The sequence below is a fragment of the Bacillus sp. P4_E1 genome (genome assembly GCF_056401715.1).
Window position 1 is genome coordinate 71,342 of the sequence record NZ_JBFUIV010000021.1, and the last position, 23,760, is coordinate 95,101.

At 38.8% G+C, this 23,760-nt stretch carries 16 protein-coding genes, 9 tRNA genes, 3 rRNA genes, 1 pseudogene and 1 riboswitch; of the genes and pseudogenes, 5 read left to right on the forward strand and 24 right to left on the reverse strand.

Features of this window, described 5'->3' with window-relative positions:
- Window positions 1-62: 62 nt before the first annotated feature.
- The 3 genes from AC1DS7_RS23650 to AC1DS7_RS23660 all read right to left on the reverse strand — a co-directional run bounded on the left by AC1DS7_RS23650 (window position 63) and on the right by AC1DS7_RS23660 (window position 2,912).
- Entirely contained in the window at window positions 63-596 is a 534-nt protein-coding gene (locus AC1DS7_RS23650; protein ID WP_002140127.1) for an MFS transporter, read from the reverse strand.
- Entirely contained in the window at window positions 593-2,029 is a 1,437-nt protein-coding gene (locus AC1DS7_RS23655) for an FAD-binding oxidoreductase (protein WP_002140126.1), read from the reverse strand. The genes AC1DS7_RS23650 and AC1DS7_RS23655 overlap by 4 nt, the downstream gene beginning before the upstream one ends.
- 118 nt (window positions 2,030-2,147) lie before the next feature.
- Window positions 2,148-2,912 (reverse strand): DUF6612 family protein, encoded by a 765-nt coding sequence (locus AC1DS7_RS23660; protein WP_002191718.1) that lies wholly within the window; start codon window positions 2,910-2,912, stop codon window positions 2,148-2,150.
- Between the two features lie 145 nt (window positions 2,913-3,057).
- Here AC1DS7_RS23660 and AC1DS7_RS23665 point away from each other — a divergent pair, with 145 nt between their 5' ends.
- The 4 genes from AC1DS7_RS23665 (at window position 3,058) to AC1DS7_RS23680 (ending at window position 6,754) form a co-directional block, all read left to right on the forward strand.
- Window positions 3,058-3,966 carry an NAD(P)-dependent alcohol dehydrogenase gene (locus AC1DS7_RS23665; protein ID WP_002167148.1) on the forward strand — a complete coding sequence of 303 codons (909 nt, stop codon included), beginning with the start codon at window positions 3,058-3,060 and terminating at the stop codon, window positions 3,964-3,966.
- A gap of 80 nt (window positions 3,967-4,046) precedes the next feature.
- Window positions 4,047-4,160: riboswitch (SAM riboswitch) on the forward strand.
- Between the two features lie 85 nt (window positions 4,161-4,245).
- Entirely contained in the window at window positions 4,246-5,058 is an 813-nt protein-coding gene (locus AC1DS7_RS23670) for a MetQ/NlpA family ABC transporter substrate-binding protein (protein ID WP_012260183.1), read from the forward strand.
- A 12-nt stretch (window positions 5,059-5,070) separates the two neighbouring features.
- Window positions 5,071-6,111, forward strand: a complete 1,041-nt coding sequence (locus AC1DS7_RS23675; protein ID WP_012260182.1) for a methionine ABC transporter ATP-binding protein — start codon at window positions 5,071-5,073, stop codon at window positions 6,109-6,111.
- Complete coding sequence (locus AC1DS7_RS23680) at window positions 6,086-6,754, forward strand: methionine ABC transporter permease (RefSeq protein WP_002124718.1); 669 nt, start codon at window positions 6,086-6,088, stop codon at window positions 6,752-6,754. Before AC1DS7_RS23675 ends, AC1DS7_RS23680 begins: the two co-directional genes overlap by 26 nt.
- A 48-nt stretch (window positions 6,755-6,802) precedes the next feature.
- On the opposite strand, the gene AC1DS7_RS23685 is transcribed toward AC1DS7_RS23680, so the two are convergent.
- On the reverse strand, window positions 6,803-7,579 hold the full coding sequence (locus AC1DS7_RS23685; protein ID WP_002124715.1) for an SDR family oxidoreductase: 777 nt from the start codon (window positions 7,577-7,579) through the stop codon (window positions 6,803-6,805).
- A gap of 374 nt (window positions 7,580-7,953) precedes the next feature.
- Between AC1DS7_RS23685 and AC1DS7_RS23690 the strand changes: the two genes are divergently transcribed.
- On the forward strand, window positions 7,954-8,460 hold the full coding sequence (locus AC1DS7_RS23690) for a DoxX family membrane protein (protein ID WP_002029373.1): 507 nt from the start codon (window positions 7,954-7,956) through the stop codon (window positions 8,458-8,460).
- A gap of 181 nt (window positions 8,461-8,641) precedes the next feature.
- Here AC1DS7_RS23690 and AC1DS7_RS23695 read toward each other — a convergent pair whose 3' ends face one another.
- The 20 genes and pseudogenes from AC1DS7_RS23695 to AC1DS7_RS23790 form a co-directional block, all read right to left on the reverse strand.
- A complete protein-coding gene (locus tag AC1DS7_RS23695) occupies window positions 8,642-10,606 on the reverse strand; it encodes a S9 family peptidase (protein WP_016103276.1) in 1,965 nt (654 codons plus the stop codon).
- Window positions 10,607-11,024: 418 nt separating this feature from the next.
- A complete protein-coding gene (gene glmS / locus AC1DS7_RS23700) occupies window positions 11,025-12,827 on the reverse strand; it encodes a glutamine--fructose-6-phosphate transaminase (isomerizing) (RefSeq protein ID WP_016103275.1) in 1,803 nt (600 codons plus the stop codon).
- A 12-nt stretch (window positions 12,828-12,839) separates the two neighbouring features.
- Window positions 12,840-13,024, reverse strand: a pseudogene (locus AC1DS7_RS23705) (hypothetical protein).
- Between the two features lie 286 nt (window positions 13,025-13,310).
- Window positions 13,311-14,657, reverse strand: a complete 1,347-nt coding sequence (gene glmM / locus AC1DS7_RS23710; protein WP_002029377.1) for a phosphoglucosamine mutase — start codon at window positions 14,655-14,657, stop codon at window positions 13,311-13,313.
- On the reverse strand, window positions 14,650-16,161 hold the full coding sequence (locus AC1DS7_RS23715; protein WP_012260177.1) for a CdaR family protein: 1,512 nt from the start codon (window positions 16,159-16,161) through the stop codon (window positions 14,650-14,652). Before AC1DS7_RS23715 ends, glmM begins: the two co-directional genes overlap by 8 nt.
- Window positions 16,154-16,975, reverse strand: a complete 822-nt coding sequence (gene cdaA, locus AC1DS7_RS23720; protein WP_002124707.1) for a diadenylate cyclase CdaA — start codon at window positions 16,973-16,975, stop codon at window positions 16,154-16,156. The genes AC1DS7_RS23715 and cdaA overlap by 8 nt, the downstream gene beginning before the upstream one ends.
- A gap of 248 nt (window positions 16,976-17,223) precedes the next feature.
- Window positions 17,224-18,117 carry an arginase gene (rocF, locus tag AC1DS7_RS23725; RefSeq protein WP_002029355.1) on the reverse strand — a complete coding sequence of 298 codons (894 nt, stop codon included), beginning with the start codon at window positions 18,115-18,117 and terminating at the stop codon, window positions 17,224-17,226.
- Window positions 18,118-18,387: 270 nt separating this feature from the next.
- Window positions 18,388-19,533, reverse strand: a complete 1,146-nt coding sequence (locus tag AC1DS7_RS23730; RefSeq protein ID WP_012260176.1) for a glycerate kinase — start codon at window positions 19,531-19,533, stop codon at window positions 18,388-18,390.
- A 125-nt stretch (window positions 19,534-19,658) separates the two neighbouring features.
- Window positions 19,659-19,731 (reverse strand) — tRNA-Ala (locus tag AC1DS7_RS23735).
- A 10-nt stretch (window positions 19,732-19,741) separates the two neighbouring features.
- A tRNA-Gly gene (locus tag AC1DS7_RS23740) sits at window positions 19,742-19,813 on the reverse strand.
- A gap of 5 nt (window positions 19,814-19,818) precedes the next feature.
- Window positions 19,819-19,894, reverse strand: a tRNA-Lys gene (locus AC1DS7_RS23745).
- Window positions 19,895-19,899: 5 nt separating this feature from the next.
- A tRNA-Gln gene (locus AC1DS7_RS23750) sits at window positions 19,900-19,974 on the reverse strand.
- A gap of 65 nt (window positions 19,975-20,039) precedes the next feature.
- Window positions 20,040-20,123: transfer RNA gene (locus tag AC1DS7_RS23755), tRNA-Tyr, on the reverse strand.
- Between the two features lie 16 nt (window positions 20,124-20,139).
- Window positions 20,140-20,215, reverse strand: a tRNA-Val gene (locus AC1DS7_RS23760).
- A 5-nt stretch (window positions 20,216-20,220) separates the two neighbouring features.
- Window positions 20,221-20,295 (reverse strand) — tRNA-Glu (locus AC1DS7_RS23765).
- 23 nt (window positions 20,296-20,318) lie between these two features.
- Window positions 20,319-20,391: transfer RNA gene (locus AC1DS7_RS23770), tRNA-Thr, on the reverse strand.
- A gap of 4 nt (window positions 20,392-20,395) precedes the next feature.
- Window positions 20,396-20,470 (reverse strand) — tRNA-Asn (locus tag AC1DS7_RS23775).
- 9 nt (window positions 20,471-20,479) lie between these two features.
- Window positions 20,480-20,595: ribosomal RNA gene (gene rrf, locus AC1DS7_RS23780) — 5S ribosomal RNA — on the reverse strand.
- 91 nt (window positions 20,596-20,686) lie between these two features.
- Window positions 20,687-23,384 (reverse strand): 23S ribosomal RNA (locus AC1DS7_RS23785).
- A gap of 146 nt (window positions 23,385-23,530) precedes the next feature.
- Window positions 23,531-23,760, reverse strand: a 16S ribosomal RNA gene (locus AC1DS7_RS23790); the annotation flags it as partial.

Genomic DNA, 23,760 nt, shown 5'->3' on the forward strand with positions numbered 1-23,760 from the left:
TTTTCTTTTGTCTTCTCCATAAGTATAACAAATAAAGGGTAATCAGGTAAAAATGGGTATGATTATATTTTTTTGCTACTTAATACAATTCCACTCACTGCATATAAAGTAGATGCTATATAAAAAATGGTGCCAATCGTAAAGAAATCTACTAAATATCCCGTTGCAATAACTGCTACTGCTCCTCCAACCGATGTCCACACATGATATTTTCCAATCTCATAACCAGCTTTTTTCTGTTCTACCTTTCGTGCTAACGATGTCTTCTCCGTATTACGCTGCACAGCACCTAAAATACCCATTAAAATTTGGAGAATGTATACATGCCAAACTTCTGTTGCAATAGGGAAAAAAAGCATTAATATAGCCATGGACCATGCGTATATAATTAATAACTTTCTATCACCTACCCTATCAGAGATTCTTCCAACTAACGGATATACTAGAGCTGAAGTTAAGGCAAATAAGCCGTACGCCCAGCCAAATTGCGAGAAACTATTTCCTACATTTCGAAGCAATAGTATATAAAAAGGAAATACCATACTACCTGCCATCATAATAATGCTTTGTGAGGCTACAAATCTTCTATATGTCATTTGCTATACTCCTTATAAAATAAATTCACAAACCTTTCCTCTGGGTCTACTTCCTTTTTCTTCTGAAGGAATTCTTCTATGCGAGGATACGCTTTCTTTAGTTGCTCCTTTTCCGGATAAGAATAATACGGTAAATAATAACTTCCATTATGCTTTAACGTAACATCAATCATCTTTTGAATGACCACTTTTGTTTTCTTTATTTCATCTTCAGAACGCCCTTGATTAATTAGAAGCACAAGCGCAAACATATCATCTTTCGCATAAGATAGCACCGCATTCTCATTCTTTTCTACATAGCGGATTGTAATGTTAAGAAGGTTTAATTCCTCTTCATTTAAAACGCTTCGCAAATCATCTATATACGCTGCAAAACCATCTATCGGTACAAAGTACTCTTGTAAAACTTCGGTCAAGTTTGGATTATCGTATTCCATAAAAGCACTATCAGATCTCATTACGTTATTTCGAGTTTCGTACTTACCATCTGTACGTTCAAAATAACTTCTTTGTATATCCCAAAATGCGCCCTTTCCCCAGTCACTATAACGTGATAACCCAAGTAAAAATTTCGGTGCAGCTATAATATTTTCTTCTTTTAATTTGCTGTACTCTCCCAGCTTCTGTTGATCTTCTGCCAGTACATAATCTGTTACATACATTTCTTTTAAAAATGAATTTGGGGCAACAGAAATACGTGCTAAATGCATACGTATATTCTCATCCCTTCGCACTTTATTCTTAAAGTATGAAGAGTATTCTTTATAATCTAGTACTTTCGTATGCGTTTCATACAATTCATCGTTTGTTAACTGTAGCGTCACATCTAAAATCACACCAAATAATCCATATCCCCCAATTACATATGGAAACAAGTCAGCATTTTCTTCTCTATTTACATTACGCACCGTACCATCTGCCATTAACAATCTGAACGACTCTACTGTATCAATCAATGCTTCATGACGAATATCACGCCCATGTACATTTACACTTAATGAACCACCAACAGTAAAAATATTTTGAGATTGCATCACTTGAACTGCAAGACCATATGGATTGATTTTCTTTTGAATGTCATTCCATGTGACACCGCTTTGCACCCTAATCCTCTTCTTCTCCGGATCGAATTCTAATATTTCATTATATCCTTTCATATCAAGCATCGTACCGTTCGGATAATACGTCTGTCCGCCTTGGCTATGTTGCATACCTGCAATAGAAATCTTCTCTCCAGAAACATTTGCATCTTGCACTAACTGTTTTAATGAACGTTCATCCTCAGCATTTTCAACACGTTTAATTTTCGTTGGAAGCAACTTCCCTACATCACTCATAATAGGATGATCCAGTTGCCCTTTGTATGTATATACAGATGTCGCGAGCAACACTGTATACGCTACAATAACAACTGCTATCTTTCTTTTTTTCAAATGGCACTCTCCTCTTCTAACGTTCTTCCTCTTCATATTGTACCTACTTTCCTACGAAGAAGGTATTAACAAAAAAGAGAGAGACCCTTTATTTTAGGTCCCTCCCTCATCAAGACTGTTACTTTGCTGCTGGCAGCTGTATTGGCTCAAACTTTTCGTACGATGTATATTTTGCATTCGTAATAATGTGTGCCTTATCCTTACCATTACTACTCATAATCATATCTATCTTCGCTGATTCATATTTAAAATCTTTTGTAATGATATATTCTGCATCCACTTCTTCTATCTTTGCGTTTTGTGCTTGTAGCATTTTCTTCTGCGTTTCATCCATGCTAGTTAACATACTTTCTGTTTCTTGCCCTTTTAATGTAAATTTCAGTTTATATTTATCTCCGCTTTTCTCCATCTTCATTTTATCTAAAACTACTGCTGGTACTTCTAACTTATCTATAATATCTTGAGTCGCTTTCATTCCACCAGCGTTTAATTGCTCCTCTGGTACGGTTATAACTTCTCCTGTATTAGGGTTTTTCACCTCACCAGCAACTTTACCATCCACTGTATACACTACAACATCTGTACCAGAAATATTCATTTCAGAACGAGAATTCTTTGTCTTTGGCTCTAATTGCATCTTAGCCTTTAATATATCCATCTCTGTTCCCTCAGCTTTTATCCCTACATCATATGTCATCGTTACATTTTCTTCATTTTTAAAAGCTTCGTTCGTTTTCTTGAAAACATCCTTCGCTGCTAATTCCTTTTCTTTTTGCATGGCTTCTTTTTTCGGTTCATCAGTCTTTGTTGTTTTCTCATTGCTACACCCTACCCCCAGACTGATTGCAAGCACTAAACTTGAAATAAAAATAGTTTTTTTCATAATGTCGCCCCCTTTCTCAAAATAATATCACCTCTTTTCCTACGAAATCTATATAATTTTCAATCTATATTCGCTATATAGCGACATGTTTAATGAAGGTTTTAAATATGATGTAAATAACAACAACTCATTTCAGGAGGTCATTATGAAGGCGATCATTTGCACACAGTATGGACCACCTAACGTTCTTCAGCTTCAAAATATAGAGAAACCTACACCTAAAAAGAACGAAGTATTAATTAAAATTCACGCAACAAGTGTAACGACTGGAGATTGTAGAATACGCGGCTTTAATAGCCCCCTCTTATTTTGGATTCCTATGCGGATCATATTAGGTTTCAGAAAACCGAGAAAACCTGTACTCGGCGTAGAGTTATCCGGTGAAATCGAAGAAGTAGGAACAGATGTAACTCAATTTAAAAAAGGTGATCCAATTTTTGCATTAACAGAACTAAACCTCGGTGGTTATGCCGAGTACACATGCGTACATGAAAGTGGATTAATAACATTAAAACCTACCAATGTGACGTATGAAGAAGCGGCAGTTATTCCTTTTGGTGGAACTTCAGCATTACATTTCCTGAGAAAGGGCCGTATAAAAAAAGGGCAACAAGTGCTCATATATGGTGCCTCCGGATCAGTAGGAACAGCTGCTGTACAACTTGCTAAATATTTCGGCGCGACCGTTACGGCTGTTTGTAGTAATTCAAATTTTGAACTCGTGCAATCTTTAGGAGCTGATAAAGTAATTGATTATACGAAAGAAGATTTTACTAAGCAAGGCAAATGCTACGATATTATATTTGATGCAGTTGGGAAGTATAAAAAATCCCTTTGTACAAATACATTAACACCCAATGGAAAATATGTATCTGTTAATGGAATGATGGCCAAGGTAAGTAAAGAGGATATGATTCTATTAAAAAAACTAGTCGAAACGGAAAAACTAAAGCCCGTTATTGATAGAACTTACCGATTAGAAGAAATTGCTGAAGCTCATATGTATGTGGAAAAGGGACATAAAAAAGGGAACGTTTCGATTACCTTAAAATAAAATATATTCAGAAAATAATATTGACAATTCTTTTTGTAAGATTTACTATTAGTACCATATTTAAAAACTACATACACATACTCTTATCAAGAGTGGCGGAGGGACTGGCCCGATGATGCCCGGCAACCGAGCTTAGAACGTATAAGCTAAGGTGCTAATTCCTGCAGAACGATTTTCGTTTTGGAAGATAAGAGAGGAACCTATTTCGTCTATTCGGCACCTCTCTTATTTTTGAGAGGTGCTTTTTATTTTGGAACGTATATTAAGGGGGAATTATAGATGAAAAAGGTGTTATTAAGTATTGTAAGTGGAGCGGTATTATTGTTAGGTGCATGTGGTGCTAATTCTGATAAAGAGGTAAAAGCATTAGATGAGAAAAAGATTACTGTCGGCGTAACGGGTGGACCGCATGAACAAATTTTTGAAAAGGTAAAAGAAGTGGCAGCAAAAGATGGTCTCGAAATTGATGTAAAGGTATTTAATGATTATGTAGCGCCAAACGTATCTTTAGATGAAAAAAGCCTCGATGTAAATAGCTATCAAACTAAATCTTATTTAGACGTATTTAAAGCTGAACGCAACATGAAATTAACTGAAGTATTTTCCACAGTAACATTCCCTATGGGCGTATATTCTAAAGACATAAAAGATGTAAAAGAATTAAAAGAGGGCGATGCAATCGCTGTCCCAAATGATCCAACAAATGAGCTTCGTGCTTTAAAGCTATTTGAAAAAGCAGGTGTTTTAAAGGTTGATCCAAAAGCTACAGAAAAAGCGACTGCTAAAGATGTAATTGAAAACCCGAAAAATTTAAAGATTGTTGAATTAGAGGCATCTCAATTACCAACGCAGCTAGGTGAAGTAAAGGCAGCTGCAATTAATACAAACTTTGCATTAGGTGCAAAATTAAGCCCAGCGAAAGATTCTATTTTCCGCGAAGGAAAAGATTCACCATATGTGAATTGGGTCGTTGTTCGTACTGAAAATAAAGATGATGCTGTTGTTAATAAATTAAAGAAAGCTTATCAATCTAAAGAAGTAAAAGATTTCATTGAGAAAAAATTCGATGGTTCTGTTTTACCGTCTTGGTAGGAGCTGACTATAATGATTGAATTAAAAAACGTCTCCAAAGTATTTACAACAAAAAAAGGGAATGTTAAGGCTCTTAAATCAACTTCCCTTAAAGTAAAAAAGGGCGAAGTATTTGGAATCATCGGATATAGTGGCGCTGGTAAAAGTACATTAATCCGTTGTGTAAATTTATTAGAAAAACCAACGACAGGAGATATCATTGTAAATGAACAAGAGTTAACAACCTTATCGACAAAAGAACTCGCAAAGGCGAGAAAAAAGATCGGCATGATTTTTCAAGGATTCAATTTACTTAAAACCGTTACCGTTTATGAAAATATCGCACTACCCTTACGTCTATCTGGTCTTCCCAAAAATGAAATTGAAAAAAGGGTAGAAAAGTATTTACGCATTGTTGATCTCTTTAATAAAAAAGATGCCTACCCAAGTGAATTATCTGGTGGTCAAAAACAACGTGTAGCGATCGCTCGCGCACTATCTCATGAGCCTGAAGTTTTATTAAGTGATGAAGCAACGAGCGCATTAGATCCGGAAACGACTGATTCTATTCTTGATTTATTATTAAAGATCAACGAAGAAATCGGAATTACGATTTTGCTAATTACACACGAAATGAATGTCATCCAGCGTATTTGTGACCAAGTTGCTGTAATGGAACATGGGGCGGTAGTCGAAAGTGGAACCGTAAAAGATATTTTCACAAACCCACAACATGTAACAACGAAGAAATTTGTAAATAGCGCGTTTGCAGCTAAAATTCCAGAAGATGTGCAGAAAGAACTACAAAGCACCGGGGAAATCGTAATACTTTCATTTATAGGAACCGCTTCAGGAGAACCAGCGTTAGCTGTCGCTACAAAACGTTTCCACGTATATCCTAATATTTTATCAGGCAATATTACACAGTTAAAACATGAGGCATATGGAAAACTGATCGTTCATATGCAAGGTGAAAAAAGTGAAGTACACCGTGCCTTATCATTTTTACAAGAACAAGGGATCATCGTAGAAGGAGGTAGAACAGATTATGGGAAACAAGTCCTTTTTGGATGAGTGGGGTAACGTAATATGGGAAGCAACAATTCAAACATTTCAAATGACATCTATTTCACTACTTATCTCTATTCTTATTGCATTACCACTCGGTGTCACACTTGTTTTAACGAGACCTGGTGGACAGCGAGAAAATAAAATTATCTATCCTATTCTTAATACAGTTATTAATATCATTCGTTCTCTTCCGTTTATCATTCTATTATTCTTCATTTTACCTTTTACAAAGTTTCTAATGGGAACGTCCATTGGCGTGCAAGGTGTTATCGTACCACTTGTTGTCTTCACAGCCCCTTACATTGCCCGTTTAATGGAAACTGCTTTATTAGAAGTGGATCGCGGTGTCATTGAAGCATATCAAGCAATGGGAGTCTCTACTTTAAAAATCATTTGGCACGTTATGGTTAAAGAAGCTCGCCCGTCTCTCGTACTTGGATTAACAATCGCAACGATCGGCTTAATCGGTGCAACAGCAATGGCTGGACTTGTAGGTGCTGGCGGCCTTGGTGATTTAGCATATCGATTCGGACATTTACGCTACGAACCTGAAGTAATGTATGCAACAGTCTTCATTTTGATTATCCTCGTTCAAGGATTACAGTCTTTAGGGAATGGTGTTGCACGAAGATTGAAGAAAGATTAAAAAGAAGGTATCTCATTGAAATGAGATACCTTCTTTTTAATTATAAAATTATCTCTTAAATCCACCTTCTGAATGAATAACTTGCCCTGTAATCCATTCGGCTTCTTCGCTCACTAAAAACTTAATAAGCCTTGCTGCATCCTTTGGCTCACCAATTCTGCCGAAAGGAAACATCGGTCTTAATCCTTGCTTTATCTCCTCAGTCATCCATCCTGTACTAGTTGGACCTGGATTAATTGCATTCACTGTTATCCCTAAATGGGCTACTTCCGCTGACAACGTACTAGTAAGAGCGTCAATTGCTCCCTTCGTTGTTGCATACGCTAATTCTCCTGCCATAGGTCCTTTAAATTGTCCCGACGTCATATTCACAATTCTACCACCAGATTTCTTATCAAAACCTTGGGCAAATTGACTACTTAACAATGTAGTCGCACGAACATTTACCATGTAGTGCTTATCTAGTTCTTCAGCAGTCAAATTAGAGAAATCATTATTTGTAGAATATGCTGCATTATTAATTAATATATGAGGGTACCCTAATTGTTCAGTAACTTTATTTATAAGCTGATTTGATGCATCATTCTGAGTTAGATCTAACTCCATGCTCGATACTTTGACACCGTTTTGTATCAACTTTTCTTTTAATTGTATTTGTTCATTTTTATCAACGCCCCAAGGCATCTCTTTATCGTATTCTGTCCAATACGTAAAAAATATATCGTATCCAGCCTCTGCTAACTCCGTGCAAATAGCTGCTCCTATACCGTCTAGACGACTAACACCTGTAACAACAGCTACTTTATTTTTCAATTGATTCATCATATACTCCTCCAAGTTTAAAGGACGCATATTTTATATAAGAGATATAAATTTCCCCACATAGGCATCTACCCTTACAAAGGGGATGTACAAGCTAAATATGCAGTCCTTGAATGATTTACAGATAGCTAAATAAACCCTCACTTATGAGAGAAAAATTCATCTATCTAATTTCTAATCATTACAAGTTCATCCACATATCTACTCTTTGCCTCCTTTTGATATATCTCCATTATTAGTCTACCAAAATAGATGAAATGTTACAAAAAATATAACAATTACTCCTAACCTATTTTTGTTCACATTTCCTCCATTGTGAATTTATTCACAATGGATATATAATAAACATGTAAATACAATACATTGGAGGGATTTCAATGGTTATCAATTTTTTAAGAACTGATAAACGCGCTACTTTCATATTATTATTTTTACGACTTTACATAGGATATGCATGGCTCGCTGCTGGAATAGGAAAAGTTTTTGGACAGTCTTTTGATGCAAGTGGTTTTCTAAAAGGAGCTATCGCTCAAGCATCAGGTGACCACCCTGCAGTACAAGGTTGGTGGGCAGATTTTCTTCAACATTTTGTTCTTCCAAACGCAGACCTATTTAGCTTTTTAGTTCAATGGGGAGAAATTTTAGTAGGTCTAGGTTTGATCTTAGGTGGATTAACAAAAACAGCTGCATTTTTCGGCATCATAATGAACCTTTCATTTTTATTAAGCGGAACTGTTAGTGTAAACCCAAACCTACTTATTTTAACTATGTTCATTTTAGTTGCAGGACATAATGCTGGACGTATTGGATTAGATGGTTATGTTTTCCCAAAACTTTTCAAAAAAAATAACCGTGAAGCATATAAATTAAGTAAAACTGCATAAGAATAGTTCATCTTTTAAATATAAATAAGGAAAGAGCCTACATTCAGGCTCTTTTCTCATTTACACCAAAATATTTCACAGTTTGCCTTATCCGAAATGTTAAACTCAATCATATATAACCGGATAAATGTGTACGACTTTATTTCAAGCACCTAAAAAGCTTAAAGACTAAAACAAGCCATTATAAAACCCTAAAACCTTTCATACTTTCTCCAAAAATATAGTGTGAAAACCACATCAAATTCTGCTTCATAATAGCCACATTAATTCCTGGCTGATCAGAACTATATGCCATTCCTTTAAAAATAATTAATTCTGTATCAACTTCCATATCCCTTAACCCTTGATATAGCTCATATGCATTGGAAGTTGGAATCCTTGCATCCTTTTCGCCATGTTGGATTAAGGTAGGCGTACAAGCTGATTTAATATACGTCATTGGTGATGTTTTCGTATATATCTCTGGATCATTCCATAGAGTATTTCCTAAATACATTCTAATAAAGTAAGGTATATCTGTATTCACATAATGGGTACTCCAGTTAGTAATTCCACCTCCAACTGAAATAGCTTTAAATCTATTACTAAATGTAGAACAGAAAGCTGATATATATCCCCCGTTGCTCCATCCCATAACCCCTACTCTATCTTTATCTGCAATCCCTTGCTCAACTAGTTTATCCACTCCAGATATAACATCCTCATAGTCAGCAATTCCCTGTTTTCTATAGTTGGCTTTTAAGAACTCATTACCATAGCCAGAACTTCCTCTATAGTTTGGCTCTAAAACTATAAAGCCTTTTTCGATAAACTGCTCAATCGGATATTTCTCATTAAAACAGTCTGAGAATATCGGAAAGGATGCCCAAGCCGGACCACCATGGATTACTACTAATAAGGGATATTTTTTGTTGGCATCAAAATCTACTGGGGTTGATAAAACACCCTCTATTTCAAGACCATCACTACTTTGCCATGAGATTATTTCCCTGTTACTTTTCAGCTTCCCTTTAAAAAAGCTATTTTCATCCGTTATTTTTTTATCGTCTAAATAGATTTCAAAGGTTTCATTTGTTATGGCCTTACTATAGGATATATGACGTCCATCCCTTGTTATAGAAGCATCCATTATAAAGCCATCTACTTTGTCACTTAACATTTCCACAGTGCCATCTTCACATAGCAACCCAATGAGATAATTAGTTTTATCCTGCCATCTAATTAAAATCCCCTTATCTGTCCACTGTAATGGCATAACCGTACTATCAAAGTTTGTTAGAGGCTGAATTACCTCTCCAGTATTCATATCATATATCTCTAATGTACTTTCTTGTATATGGTTTCTATAGTACTCCTTCTCCCTTATGCTTGCTGAGTAACATATTTTGCTGCCCTCAGGAGAAAAGCAAACGCTCCCACCCAACAACTTATCTACATTCATCTTTTGTAGTTCCTCAGCTTCAACATCTAATATGTATAGATCACCATTCATATGATCGTTTAGGCTTGGTGTAGCCATAAATACAACCTTTGTCCCATCATTTGAAATATCAAAGTTATGTATATAAAAATCCTTACCATTCGTTAGTTGATAAACACTGCTAACCTTCCGTTCCCCTTTATCATTTTGTATCCCTTTTTCTATTTCAACGTAGTATAAACAATTATTCCGATGTTCCTTACCTACATGGTGGAAATCTCCATATCGTTCCTTACGCTTCTTTATTTCCTCACATTCTTTTGACTGGGCAACATAATAAAAACCTTTACCAGTAGGCTCCCTTTTGAATGTATTAACTCCTTCCTTCTCATCCGTAATTTGAACCTTACTACCACCATCTATTGACTTAACAAAGATCTGATTTGTATTAGCTCCGTCACCGCCTGGACTAAGGTATGCAATAGTCTTAGAATCTGGAGACCATAATGGATGTGTACTATCTATATCCCCATCTGTTAGTGGGTAACTCTGCTCTTTATCCTTTTCATATATCCATACATAATTTCTATACGTATTGTCTTCCCAGTTAGCTGTCTTCTTTACAAATGCTACATTTTTGCCATCGTCACTTATGTTTGTACCTGATAAGGTTGGTAATGAAATAATCTCTTCTATACTTAGATATGTTTTTTCATTCATTTTCATTAATAAACCCCTTCGTAATGTCTAGTAATCTAATTTGTTCAATAAAGTGAAACTCTAATCAGTGGTTTTTTTCCATCAACGAATATCTGAAATAACAACAGAAAATTCAGTTAAATAAAAGTAATTCCATCCCAAATTCAATAAAACCTCATGTTGTCTGCCGGTTTTTATACTTTTTAAATCCCACTGACCGATCTAATGAGGGATCATCTTGAATTTCAAGACAAGGCTGATAATCTCTCCCACTGCCAGTTCCTTGCCCCTCTTTAATCCACTTATCGATTTTAGATGTTCTTTTTTTCGACACAAAAATGCCCCTTTAGATAATCATATCCAAAGGGGCAAAGCTTCACAACTTTTTTATAAACGTCGTGACTTTATTTTAAATTTACAATAATCTAGTTACTCTACCAATCTCCTACTCAACAGTAACAGATTTAGCTAAGTTACGTGGCTTATCAACGTCACATTCGCGGTGAAGTGCTGCGTAGTATGAGATAAGTTGGAATGGAATAACTGCTACTAGCGGTGCTAGTGCTTCGTGTACAGCTGGTAATACGAAGCTGTCACCTTCCATTTCTAAGCCTTTCATTGAGATGATACATGGGTTAGCTCCGCGTGCTACTACTTCTTTCACGTTACCACGAATTCCAAGGTTTACGTGCTCTTGTGTAGCAAGTGCGATAACTGGTGTACCGTTTTCGATTAAGGCAATTGTACCGTGTTTTAATTCTCCTCCAGCAAATCCTTCTGCTTGGATGTAAGAGATTTCTTTTAGTTTTAACGCACCTTCTAAACCTACGAAGAAGTCTACGCTACGTCCGATGAAGAAGCAGTTACGCGTTGTTGCTAAAAATTGTTTTGCTAATGCGTCCATTTCTTCTTTTTGATCACAAAGTTCTATCATTGCATTTGCTACAAGTCCTAATTCGTGTGTTAAATCAAAATCAAGAACTTCGCCTTTTGCTTTAGCAATGTCCGCAGCTAAAATTGAAAGTACCGCAAGCTGTGCTGTGTAAGCTTTCGTTGATGCAACTGCGATTTCTGGTCCCGCGTATAACGGAAGTGTATAATCAGCTTCACGAGAAAGCGTAGAACCAGGTACGTTTGTAATCGTTAATGCTTTATGACCCATTTCATTCGTTTGTACAAGTACTGCACGGCTATCAGCTGTTTCACCACTTTGTGAAATGTAAATGAAGAATGGTCTCTCTGTTAATAATGGCATGTTATAAGAAAATTCACTTGCTACATGCACTTCAACTGGCATTTTTGCAAACTTCTCGATAAATTGTTTTCCAACAAGACCTGCATGATAACTTGTTCCACATGCAATGATGTAAATACGATCGCTATCTAAAATTGCATTACGGATATCTTCATTCAGTTCAATCTCGCCATTTTCATCTTGGTACTTTTGAATTATATTACGGATTACAAGTGGTTGCTCATCGATTTCTTTAAGCATGAAATGAGGGTATGTTCCTTTTTCAATATCACTTGCGTCTAATTCCGCTGTAAACGGTGCACGTTCAATCGTTTCACCTTGTAAGTTTTTAATTGTAATACTTTCTTTCGTTACGATTACGATTTCTTTATCCATTAACTCAATAAATTGATCTGTAACTTGTAACATCGCCATAGCGTCGCTCGCCACAACATTAAAGTTGTCACCAACACCTACTAATAGCGGGCTTTTGTTTTTAGCAACATAAATCATGTTTGGATTTTCAGCATCAAGTAATCCGATTGCATAAGAGCCATGTAAAAGAGATAGCGTATTACGGAACGCTTCTTCTACACTTAGTCCTGTGCCCACTTGTTGTTCCATAAGTTGCACGATAATTTCTGTATCTGTTTCACTTACGAACGTTACATCTTGTAAATATTCCTTTTTCACTAACTCATAGTTTTCAATTACACCGTTATGAACTAGTGTAAAGCGTTTTGATGTACTTTGATGCGGATGCGCGTTTAGTTTGCTTGGAACACCGTGTGTAGCCCAGCGTGTGTGACCGATTCCCACGCTTGCTGCTACGTTCTCTTCTACGACTTCGCGAAGTTTTGCAATACGGCCTTTTTCTTTGTATACAACAACACCGTTCTCTGCTTGTACTGCAATACCTGCTGAATCATATCCGCGATATTCTAGCTTTTCTAAACCTTTTAATAAAATTTCCTTTGCATCTTGCTCTCCAATAAATCCTACGATTCCACACATGTTTAGTCGCCGTTACAAATGCTTACACTGCTTTGCGAACATGTAACGACATAGTCCGATACCATTTATTTATATTAAAAAAACGGATTACATATTGCTAGCCCTGTAAGCTTGTAACGGCTTTCACCTTCCTCTCGATTGGGTTAAAGTCCGTATATACTTATACAGCTAGTATTCATCCGTTCCTTTTCTCTCATCACACTTTCACCTTTGTCCACTAAGTCACCTTAATGTTTTAAGTAAAAGATTGCGGTTGTGATGAACAACCGGGAGTCATCCGCCGAAATCTCGATAAACTCCACCTCGTCAACTACACTACTTGTAGTTCTGGCGCTTTTATAATTTACAATATTTCCTTTGAGAAAAAGAACAAGACCATCGTATAACAAACAATATAAATCGTCAATGAAATTTTTTTCATTGTCTATAAAACATATGAAAAAGGAGCACTTCTTGTGCTCCTTTTAAAACAAATTTGGTAAATTATTCAGCTCCAACTTCCGCTTTCACAACTTCTACAATACGATGTACATACCCATCACAAATTTCTTGTGTCGGTGCTTCTGCCATTACACGAATAAGTGGTTCTGTTCCAGATGGACGAACAAGAATACGACCGTCTCCGTTCATTTCTTCCTCTACAACACGAATAATTTCTTTAATTTTCTCATTTTCTAATGCTAGTTTTTTATCTGTTACACGAACGTTTACTAGTAATTGTGGGAATTTTGTCATCTCGCCTGCAAGCTCAGATAATGGCTTTTTCGTCATTTTCATGATGTTTACAAGTTGAAGTGCACTTAACATTCCATCACCAGTTGTAATGTAATCAAGTAAGATAATATGACCTGATTGTTCTCCGCCCAGGTTATATCCACCACGTTTCATCTCTTCCATTACGTAGCGATCACCAACTGCTGTTTTATCACTTGTAATATTGTTTGCTTCAAGCGCTTTGTAGAAACCTAAGTTACTCATAACTGTTGAAACAACTGTATTATGTTTCAATTGACCAGTTTCTTTCATATACTTCGCGCAAATAAACATAATTTGATCGCCATCAACGATGTTTCCTTTTTCGTCTACTGCGATTAAACGGTCTCCGTCACCATCAAAAGCAAGACCAATGTCAGCACCTTTTTCTTTTACTAATTCAGCTAACACTTCTGGATGCGTAGAACCTACTCCAGCGTTAATATTCATACCGTTCGGTGAAGTTCCCATTGTTGAAATATCAGCTTCTAAATCTGCAAATAAATATGGAGCTAAAGAAGATGTAGCACCATGTGCACAATCTAAAGCAATATGTAAACCAGAGAAATCTTCCTCTACAGTTTGTTTAATGTATTGTAAATATTTTTGTCCACCTTCAAAGTAATCACTCACTTGTCCAAGGTTAGTACCTGTTGGACGTGGTAGCTCATCAACTTCTTTGTCTAATAACGCTTCAATTTCTGCTTCTTGCTCATCTGTTAATTTAAATCCATCTGAACCGAAGAACTTAATTCCATTATCTTGTACTGGGTTATGAGATGCAGAGATCATAACACCTGCTTGCGCCCCTAAAGCTTTTGTTAAATAAGCCACACCTGGTGTAGAAATAACACCAAGGCGCATTACTTCCGCTCCAGTTGATAATAGGCCTGCTACTAAAGCTCCTTCTAGCATATGTCCAGATACACGTGTATCACGGCCAATAATTACTTTTGGACGATCTGTATCTTTTGTTAATACATAGCCACCAAAACGTCCTATTTTAAAAGCTAATTCAGGTGTTAATTCCTTATTTGCAACCCCGCGTACTCCGTCTGTACCAAAATATTTACCCATTATTATTCGCTCCTTTTTCGTGCTCTTTTTGATTATCTACTGTTGGTTCTTGGCTCGTTTCTTGGCCATTTTCTTTTTCTTTGTCTTTATCTTTTTCTTTTTCTTTGTCTTTTTCTTTGTCTTTGTCTTTTTCCTGATCCTTTTCTGGATCTGGTTCAGGATTTTTTGGTTTTTCAGTTTGATTTTCTTGATTGTTTTTTGAATCTGGTTGTTCAATATTACCCTGTACTTCTTTATCCGGCTTTTCTTTCTTCACAATTGTGACTTTAGCACTTTTTTGTTTTGCTTCTATCGAAATATTACCAGGACCACTCACTTGAATAGAAACATCTTTCGTCCCCGGAGATACATTTTGAAGATTAATCGCCGCTGTTATTTGAGCAGCTGTTATTTTATCTACTATACTTGCTTCTCCTGAAATATCAACGCTTATCTTTCCATCTTGTGGCGAAAGTAGCTGCGCAGTAACATCATTCGGAATTCCACTTTTTTGAATCGGGATACCATCAATAGTTTTACTTTTCGTTTGTTTTACCTTTTGTACCCCTACGGAAACCTTCACTTGATTTGGTTTTGCACTTGTTACACCTTTTGGCAATAAAACAGAGGCATCGAATGTTGTAGAATCCGTCAATTGACTAAAATCTACCTCGACCCCCTCTATAGATTGTATATTATCCAAAATGTCTTTTGGACCTGCTATCGTTACTTCTCTCGGCTCAACGCTAATATTTGTAACAGTCAATCCTTCTGGCAAACTCCCCTTTTTCGTATACGTCACAGGAACAGTTTTTTCAGTATTATTGGCCGTAGCTTGCGTCGCCACATTCAATGTTACACTAATTTTAGATGGACTCGTTCTTACATTTAAACGTTTTCCTTCTTTATTGTATAATGTAACTTCGGCTGTTTTTGTAACAGTTTTATTAACACCTTTTAAATCAATATACGCCTTAGCAGATGAAATACTTTCGATTTCTTCTTTCGTCCCAACTACCTCAACAGTATCAGGTTTAATGTTTGATTTTTCGAGAGTAGCACCCGCTGGCATCTGATCCTCATTTGATAATTTTAAGTCTACATGAACATATTTTCTCGCTTTTTCATGAAGAGTAACTTTGATTGTTGCTGGTTGGACTGTTCCTTTCACATCATCTGGAAGCCCATTCGCTTTTAAAGAAACTTCATAAGTTCCTTTTTGACTATCTCGCAAATCAACTGATATATCAAATTGTTTTTTTGCTTTCGCTGTAGCAACTGCTGATTTTGGACCTTCCAACTTCACCTTAACTCCACCTGATGGAATACCACTTACAATATATTTCTCTTCATCATACTTCAGGGTAATAGGATAATCAGTTAATGTTTCTTTCGTTTCATTTACGAAAGGTAATATACTCGATGTCGTATTTTTTTCAGTTAAAGTTGCTGACATGAAAAGCATACACGCCAATAGTAATGAGATTCCTTTTAAAAACCAATGATTCTCCATTAACTTATCCATGACGCTTTCTCCTCCAATTCCATAAAGACGAAGAAGTCGTTTTTTCGTTCCCACTAAATTCTGCTAACAACATGTCCTTCAGCTGTTCTGTCTTCAAATCACGATGTAACTTACCGTTTTTCGTTAAAGAAATTTGGCCTGTTTCTTCCGACACAACTACTGTAATACTATCAGTGACTTCACTAACTCCCATTGCAGCGCGATGCCTAGTTCCTAACTCCTTAGAAATAAATGGGCTTTCTGATAACGGAAGGTAACATGCTGCTGCTTTAATTGTACTTCCCTGCATAATTACTGCTCCATCATGAAGAGGGGTATTAGGGATAAAAATATTAATGAGTAATTCCGATGATACATTTGCATTTAGCGGAATACCCGTTTCTACATAATCATCCATCCCAGTCTCTTTTGACAAAGTAATTAGTGCACCAATTCTACGTTTTCCCATATATTCCGTTGCTTTAGCTATCGCTGTTGCAACAATTTCAGGTTCATCTTCCCCCTGATTTCCCACACGCGAAAATAAGCTACCCCGTCCTAGCTGCTCAAGTGCTCTTCTCAATTCTGGCTGGAAGATAATAATAACGGCTAAAAATCCCCACGTTAATACTTGTTCCGTTAGCCAATATAGCGTATGCAATTCAAGTAAAATACTAATCATCCGGACGACAATAATAACTGTAATACCTTTTAAAAGTTGCACAGCCTTCGTGCCCCGAATTATAAGAATTAGCTTATATATAATAAACCATACAACAGCAATATCTAATGCCGTACTAAGATATTTCAAAATGGTCGTATCTTCAAAAGGCATGCTAACCCTTCCTCCTACTTACGAGCAATTCTATCCATATATTGAAATATTATTTTATGCTCTATCTGTATGTATTTCCAACAACTAGTTAATTATACCATACATGAACCAAACGACAATTACAAACGCCCCCCTTTAGCTTAAATTGGTAAGATGTCAAACTTTATTATCCTACAGTATAATATAAGTCATTATTATACGCCTATTTTCAAATAAAAAAAGCAACTTCTCAGTTGCTTTTCTTACATTTATTTTAGTTTTTCACCGAACAAAGAACCCATTAAAGCAACCGCTGTTGTTGCTGTTCTGTTTCTCTCATCTAAAATCGTATTTACTTCAACAAATTCAGCAGATGTAACAATATCAGCTTCTGCTAACATCTCCATCGCTAAGTGGCTTTCACGATAAGATAGACCACCAATTACAGGTGTTCCAACTCCTGGTGCGTCATGAGGATCAAGCCCATCTAAATCTAATGATAAATGAACACCGTCAGTATGAGATAAATACGCAATTGTTTCTTCCATAACAGCCGTCATACCCATACGATCAATTTCATGCATTGAGAATACTTTAATGCCTTCTTCACGAATAAAGTCCTTCTCTCCTTCATCTAATGCACGTGCACCTATAATTACAACGTTCTCTTTTTTTACTTTCGGGTATGCCCCGTATAAATCTACAAGTGAAGAATGTCCATAACCTAAACTTGCAGCAAGTGACATACCGTGAATATTTCCAGATGGTGATGTTTCTTCTGTATTTAAATCACCGTGTGCATCATACCAAATAACACCTAAATTTTTATAATGTTTCGCCACACCAGCTAGCGTACCGATAGCAATACTATGATCACCGCCTAATACAAGTGGAAAACGACCTTCTTCTATAATATGATCAACCTTAGTCGCTAGTTCATTACATACAGTTGCAACTTGAGTAAGGTTTCGTAACTTTGTATTTTCATCTACTTCTTTTTCTCTCTCTATACATATATCTCCCATATCTTTTACGTCATATCCAATTTGTTCAATTCTTTCAACTACCCCTGCATAACGGATCGCGCTTGGTCCCATATCAACCCCGCGACGCATCTGTCCTAAATCCATTGGAACTCCAATAACTGAGATTTCTTTTTTCATAGATAGTATCCCCCTTTTATGCCTTCACTAAATATTTTAAATCTTTTATATAGTCTGACTCAACTCGACATTTTTCTGCATGGATATACATTTTATTCACTTATATTTACGTTGGACTCCCGATTTTCAAACTATTCTATGTATAAAGTTAACTTAATGAACCAACTAACTTTTCTATCAGCTAATATTTTTATCCGTGCCTTTCTCCATCAATACCTAGAATTACACAAAATATCCTCAAATAACTGAATTTAAAAAACACTTCTACACTTAGAAGCGTTTTTCTGATGCTAGTTTCCACACTGCTGCAATATTTCTCGCTGTCATTTCTATATTCTCTTCTGCCCTTTTATATGCCTCTTCTAATGTCATTGGACTTGCTGTAATACTAAATACTGCATCAATTCCCTTTTCATAAACAATTGTATAGTTCGGAGATACAGATCCACCAATAGCAATTACAGGAATATGACGGCATTTCGCCCGCTTCGCGACACCAACAGGAGCTTTTCCATAAGCTGTTTGTTCATCTATCCTTCCCTCACCAGTTACAATAAGATCGGCACCCTCTATACACTTATCAAAATTTGTATAATCTAATACAATTTCAATCCCTTTTCTTAGCTGTCCCTTTAGTACTGCAACGACAGCGGCTCCCATTCCTCCAGCTGCCCCTGCACCAGGTATTAGGGACACATCAAAAGATACGTACTGTTTAAGTATATTAGCATAATGTTTTAAATTCCCGTCTAGCTCTTTCATCATCTCTACATTCGCACCCTTTTGTCTCCCAAATACAAAAGACGCTCCCTTTGGTCCAACTAATGGATTGTCGACATCACATGCTGCTTCTAGCTTTATATCCTTCAAACGTGTATCCATACGAGAAAGGTTAAGAGCAGTAATCAAATGTAATGTTCCTCCAGAGGGCTCAATTACTTCACCTTTCCTATTAATAAACTCTACGCCTAAAGCAGACAACATACCTGCCCCACCATCATTTGTAGCACTTCCTCCAAGCCCTAAAATAATGTGTTTAGCTCCTTGATCTAATGCATGTAATATCAGTTCACCTGTCCCTTTTGTCGTTGTAATAAGTGGGTTTCTCTTTTCAATTGGAACGTGTTGTAATCCTGATGCTGCCGCCATGTCAATAAATGCTGTCTCCTTATCCTTAGACATACCATAATAGGCTTGCACACTCTCCCCAAGCGGCCCTGTCACATTAAGTGATATAATTCCCCCCATTGTAGCACCAACAAGAGATTCGACCGTTCCTTCACCTCCATCTCCAATTGGTACTTTAACGTACTCTGCTTTAGGAAAAACTGCTGCAAAGCCCCTTTCAATAGCTTCACATACCTCTATAGCTTTCAGGCTTTCTTTATATGAATCCGATGCAATGACAACTTTCATAATTATCCCCCCTTATTCAATCCCTTTTTTTCATTTTAAACGATATACGGAAAAGTTTCCTTTTTGAGTGGAATTTAAACACAAAAAAAGCTTACATCATTTGATGTAAGCTTTTCCTATTTATATGGAGCCTAGCGGGATCGAACCGCTGACCTCCTGCGTGCAAGGCAGGCGCTCTCCCAGCTGAGCTAAGGCCCCTTAGTAATTAAGCGGAAGACGGGATTCGAACCCGCGACCCCAACCTTGGCAAGGTTGTATTCTACCACTGAACTACTTCCGCGAAAATGGTGAGCCATGAAGGATTCGAACCTTCGACCCTCTGATTAAAAGTCAGATGCTCTACCAACTGAGCTAATGGCTCGTAAATGGCTGGGCTAGCTGGATTCGAACCAGCGCATGACGGAGTCAAAGTCCGTTGCCTTACCGCTTGGCTATAGCCCATTAATATTTACTAGTATGGTTATCTTTTCAAAAAAATAAACCCTCTCAGGTTATTTTAAAGAAAATGGTGGAGGGGGGCAGATTCGAACTGCCGAACCCAAAGGAGCGGATTTACAGTCCGCCGCGTTTAGCCACTTCGCTACCCCTCCGACATTTAAAAATATATGGTGGAGGATGACGGGATCGAACCGCCGACCCCCTGCTTGTAAGGCAGGTGCTCTCCCAGCTGAGCTAATCCTCCAAAAGTGGTGACCCGTACGGGATTCGAACCCGTGTTACCGCCGTGAAAGGGCGGTGTCTTAACCACTTGACCAACGGGCCAAAAAAAAACAAAACTTTTCCCAAGCTTCCAACCGGGCTTGAACCGGTGACCTCTTCCTTACCATGGAAGTACTCTACCAGCTGAGCTATGGAAGCATAATGGCTCCGCAGGTAGGAATCGAACCTACGACCGATCGGTTAACAGCCGATAGCTCTACCGCTGAGCTACTGCGGAATAATATAAGCCTGGCAACGTCCTACTCTCACAGGGACAAGGTCCCAACTACCATCGGCGCTAGAGAGCTTAACTTCCGTGTTCGGTATGGGAACGGGTGTGACCTCTCTGCCATCATTACCAGACTTTTATCATTATACACATTCTTTTGAGAATGTCCAAAGGAATTTTAAATATATATTCCTTCAAAACTAGATAACATTWGCTTCATATTATATGGTTAAGTCCTCGATCTATTAGTATTCGTCAGCTCCACATGTCACCATGCTTCCACCTCGAACCTATCAACCTGATCATCTTTCAGGGATCTTACTAGCTTACGCTATGGGAAATCTCATCTTGAGGGGGGCTTCATGCTTAGATGCTTTCAGCACTTATCCCTTCCGCACATAGCTACCCAGCTATGCCCTTGGCAGAACAACTKGGGGGAGATAAGCCTGTTATCCCCGGGGTAGCTTTTATCCGTTGAGCGATGGCCCTTCCATGCGGAACCACCGGATCACTAAGCCCGACTTTCGTCCCTGCTCGACTTGTAGGTCTCGCAGTCAAGCTCCCTTATGCCTTTGCACTCTACGAATGATTTCCAACCATTCTGAGGGAACCTTTGGGCGCCTCCGTTACACTTTAGGAGGCGACCGCCCCAGTCAAACTGCCCACCTGACACTGTCTCCCGGGTCGATRAGACCCGTAGGTTAGAATTTCAATACAGTCAGGGCGGTATCCCACCAGCGCCTCCACCGAAGCTAGCGCTCCGGTTTCAATGGCTCCCGCCTATCCTGTACAAACTGTACCAAAATTCAATATCAGGCTACAGTAAAGCTCCACGGGGTCTTTCCGTCCTGTCGCGGGTAACCTGCATCTTCACAGGTACTATAATTTCACCGAGTCTCTGGTTGAGACAGTGCCCAAATCGTTACACCTTTCGTGCGGGTCGGAACTTACCCGACAAGGAATTTCGCTACCTTAGGACCGTTATAGTTACGGCCGCCGTTTACTGGGGCTTCAGTTCAGAGCTTCGCTTACGCTAACCCCTCTCCTTAACCTTCCAGCACCGGGCAGGTGTCAGCCCCTATACTTCGCCTTACGGCTTCGCAGAGACCTGTGTTTTTGCTAAACAGTCGCTTGGGCCTATTCACTGCGGCTTTCCGTTAAGAAAGCACCCCTTCTCCCGAAGTTACGGGGTCATTTTGCCGAGTTCCTTAACCAGAGTTCTCTCGCACACCTTAGGATTCTCTCCTCGCCTACCTGTGTCGGTTTGCGGTACAGGCACCTTTTATCTCGCTAGAAGCTTTTCTTGGCAGCGGGGAATCAAAGACTTCGCTCCATAAGGAGCTTCCCCATCACAGCTCAGCCTTCACGATAAGCGGATTTGCCTACTTATCAGCCTAACTGCTTGGACGTGCACAACCAATCGCACGCTTCTTCTATCCTTCTGCGTCCCTCCATTGCTCAAACGATAAAGAGGTGGTACAGGAATATCAACCTGTTGTCCATCGCCTACGCCTGTCGGCCTCGGCTTAGGTCCTGACTAACCCTGAGCGGACGAGCCTTCCTCAGGAAACCTTAGGCATTCGGTGGACGGGATTCTCACCCGTCTTTCGCTACTCATACCGGCATTCTCACTTCTAAGCGCTCCACCAGTCCTTCCGGTCTGACTTCACTGCACTTAGAACGCTCCCCTACCACTGATACCATTGGTATCAATTCGCAGCTTCGGTGGTGTATTTAGCCCCGGTACATTTTCGGCGCAGAGTCACTCGACTAGTGAGCTATTACGCACTCTTTAAATGGTGGCTGCTTCTGAGCCAACATCCTAGTTGTCTAAGCAACTCCACATCCTTTTCCACTTAATACACACTTTGGGACCTTAGCTGGCGATCTGGGCTGTTTCCCTCTTGACTACGGATCTTATCACTCGCAGTCTGACTCCTAAGGATAAGTCATTGGCATTCGGAGTTTGACTGAATTCGGTAATCCGATGAGGACCCCTAGTTCAATCAGTGCTCTACCTCCAAGACTCTTACACTTAAGGCTAGCCCTAAAGCTATTTCGGGGAGAACCAGCTATCTCCAGGTTCGATTGGAATTTCTCCGCTACCCACACCTCATCCCCGCACTTTTCAACGTGCGTGGGTTCGGGCCTCCATTCAGTGTTACCTGAACTTCACCCTGGACATGGGTAGATCACCTGGTTTCGGGTCTACGACCACGTACTAAACGCCCTATTCAGACTCGCTTTCGCTGCGGCTCCGCCTCTTCAGCTTAACCTYGCACGGGATCGTAACTCGCCGGTTCATTCTACAAAAGGCACGCCATCACCCATTAACGGGCTCTGACTATTTGTAGGCACACGGTTTCAGGATCTCTTTCACTCCCCTTCCGGGGTGCTTTTCACCTTTCCCTCACGGTACTGGTTCACTATCGATCACTAGGGAGTATTTAGCCTTGGGAGATGGTCCTCCCAGATTCCGACGGAATTTCACGTGTTCCGCCGTACTCAGGATACATTCAAGAGAGAACGAAGTTTCGACTACGGGGTTATTACCCTCTGTGACGGACCTTTCCAGGTCGCTTCGTCTACCTCGTTCCTTTGTAACTCCGTATAGAATGTCCTACAACCCCAAGAGGCAAGCCTCTTGGTTTGGGCTAGATTCCGTTTCGCTCGCCGCTACTCAGGAAATCGCATTTGCTTTCTCTTCCTCCAGGTACTTAGATGTTTCAGTTCCCTGGGTCTGTCTTCCATACCCTATGTATTCAGGTAAGGATACCATACCATTACGTATAGTGGGTTTCCCCATTCGGAAATCTTCGGATCAAAGCTTACTTACAGCTCCCCGAAGCATATCGGCGTTAGTCCCGTCCTTCATCGACTCCTAGTGTCAAGGCATCCACCGTGCGCCCTTTCTAACTTAACCAAACTAAAATTAAAAAAATATGAGCTACACTGTTATCTAGTTTTCAAAGAACATACATTTAAACYTGAGAGATAGTTCTCTCAAAACTGAACGAAACAAAACAAGTCAACGTTTATTGATGAACTGCGTTCATCAATTCTCCATAGAAAGGAGGTGATCCAGCCGCACCTTCCGATACGGCTACCTTGTTACGACTTCACCCCAATCATCTGTCCCACCTTAGGCGGCTGGCTCCATAAAGGTTACCCCACCGACTTCGGGTGTTACAAACTCTCGTGGTGTGACGGGCGGTGTGTACAAGGCCCGGGAACGTATTCACCGCGGCATGCTGATCCGCGATTACTAGCGATTCCAGCTTCATGTAGGCGAGTTGCAG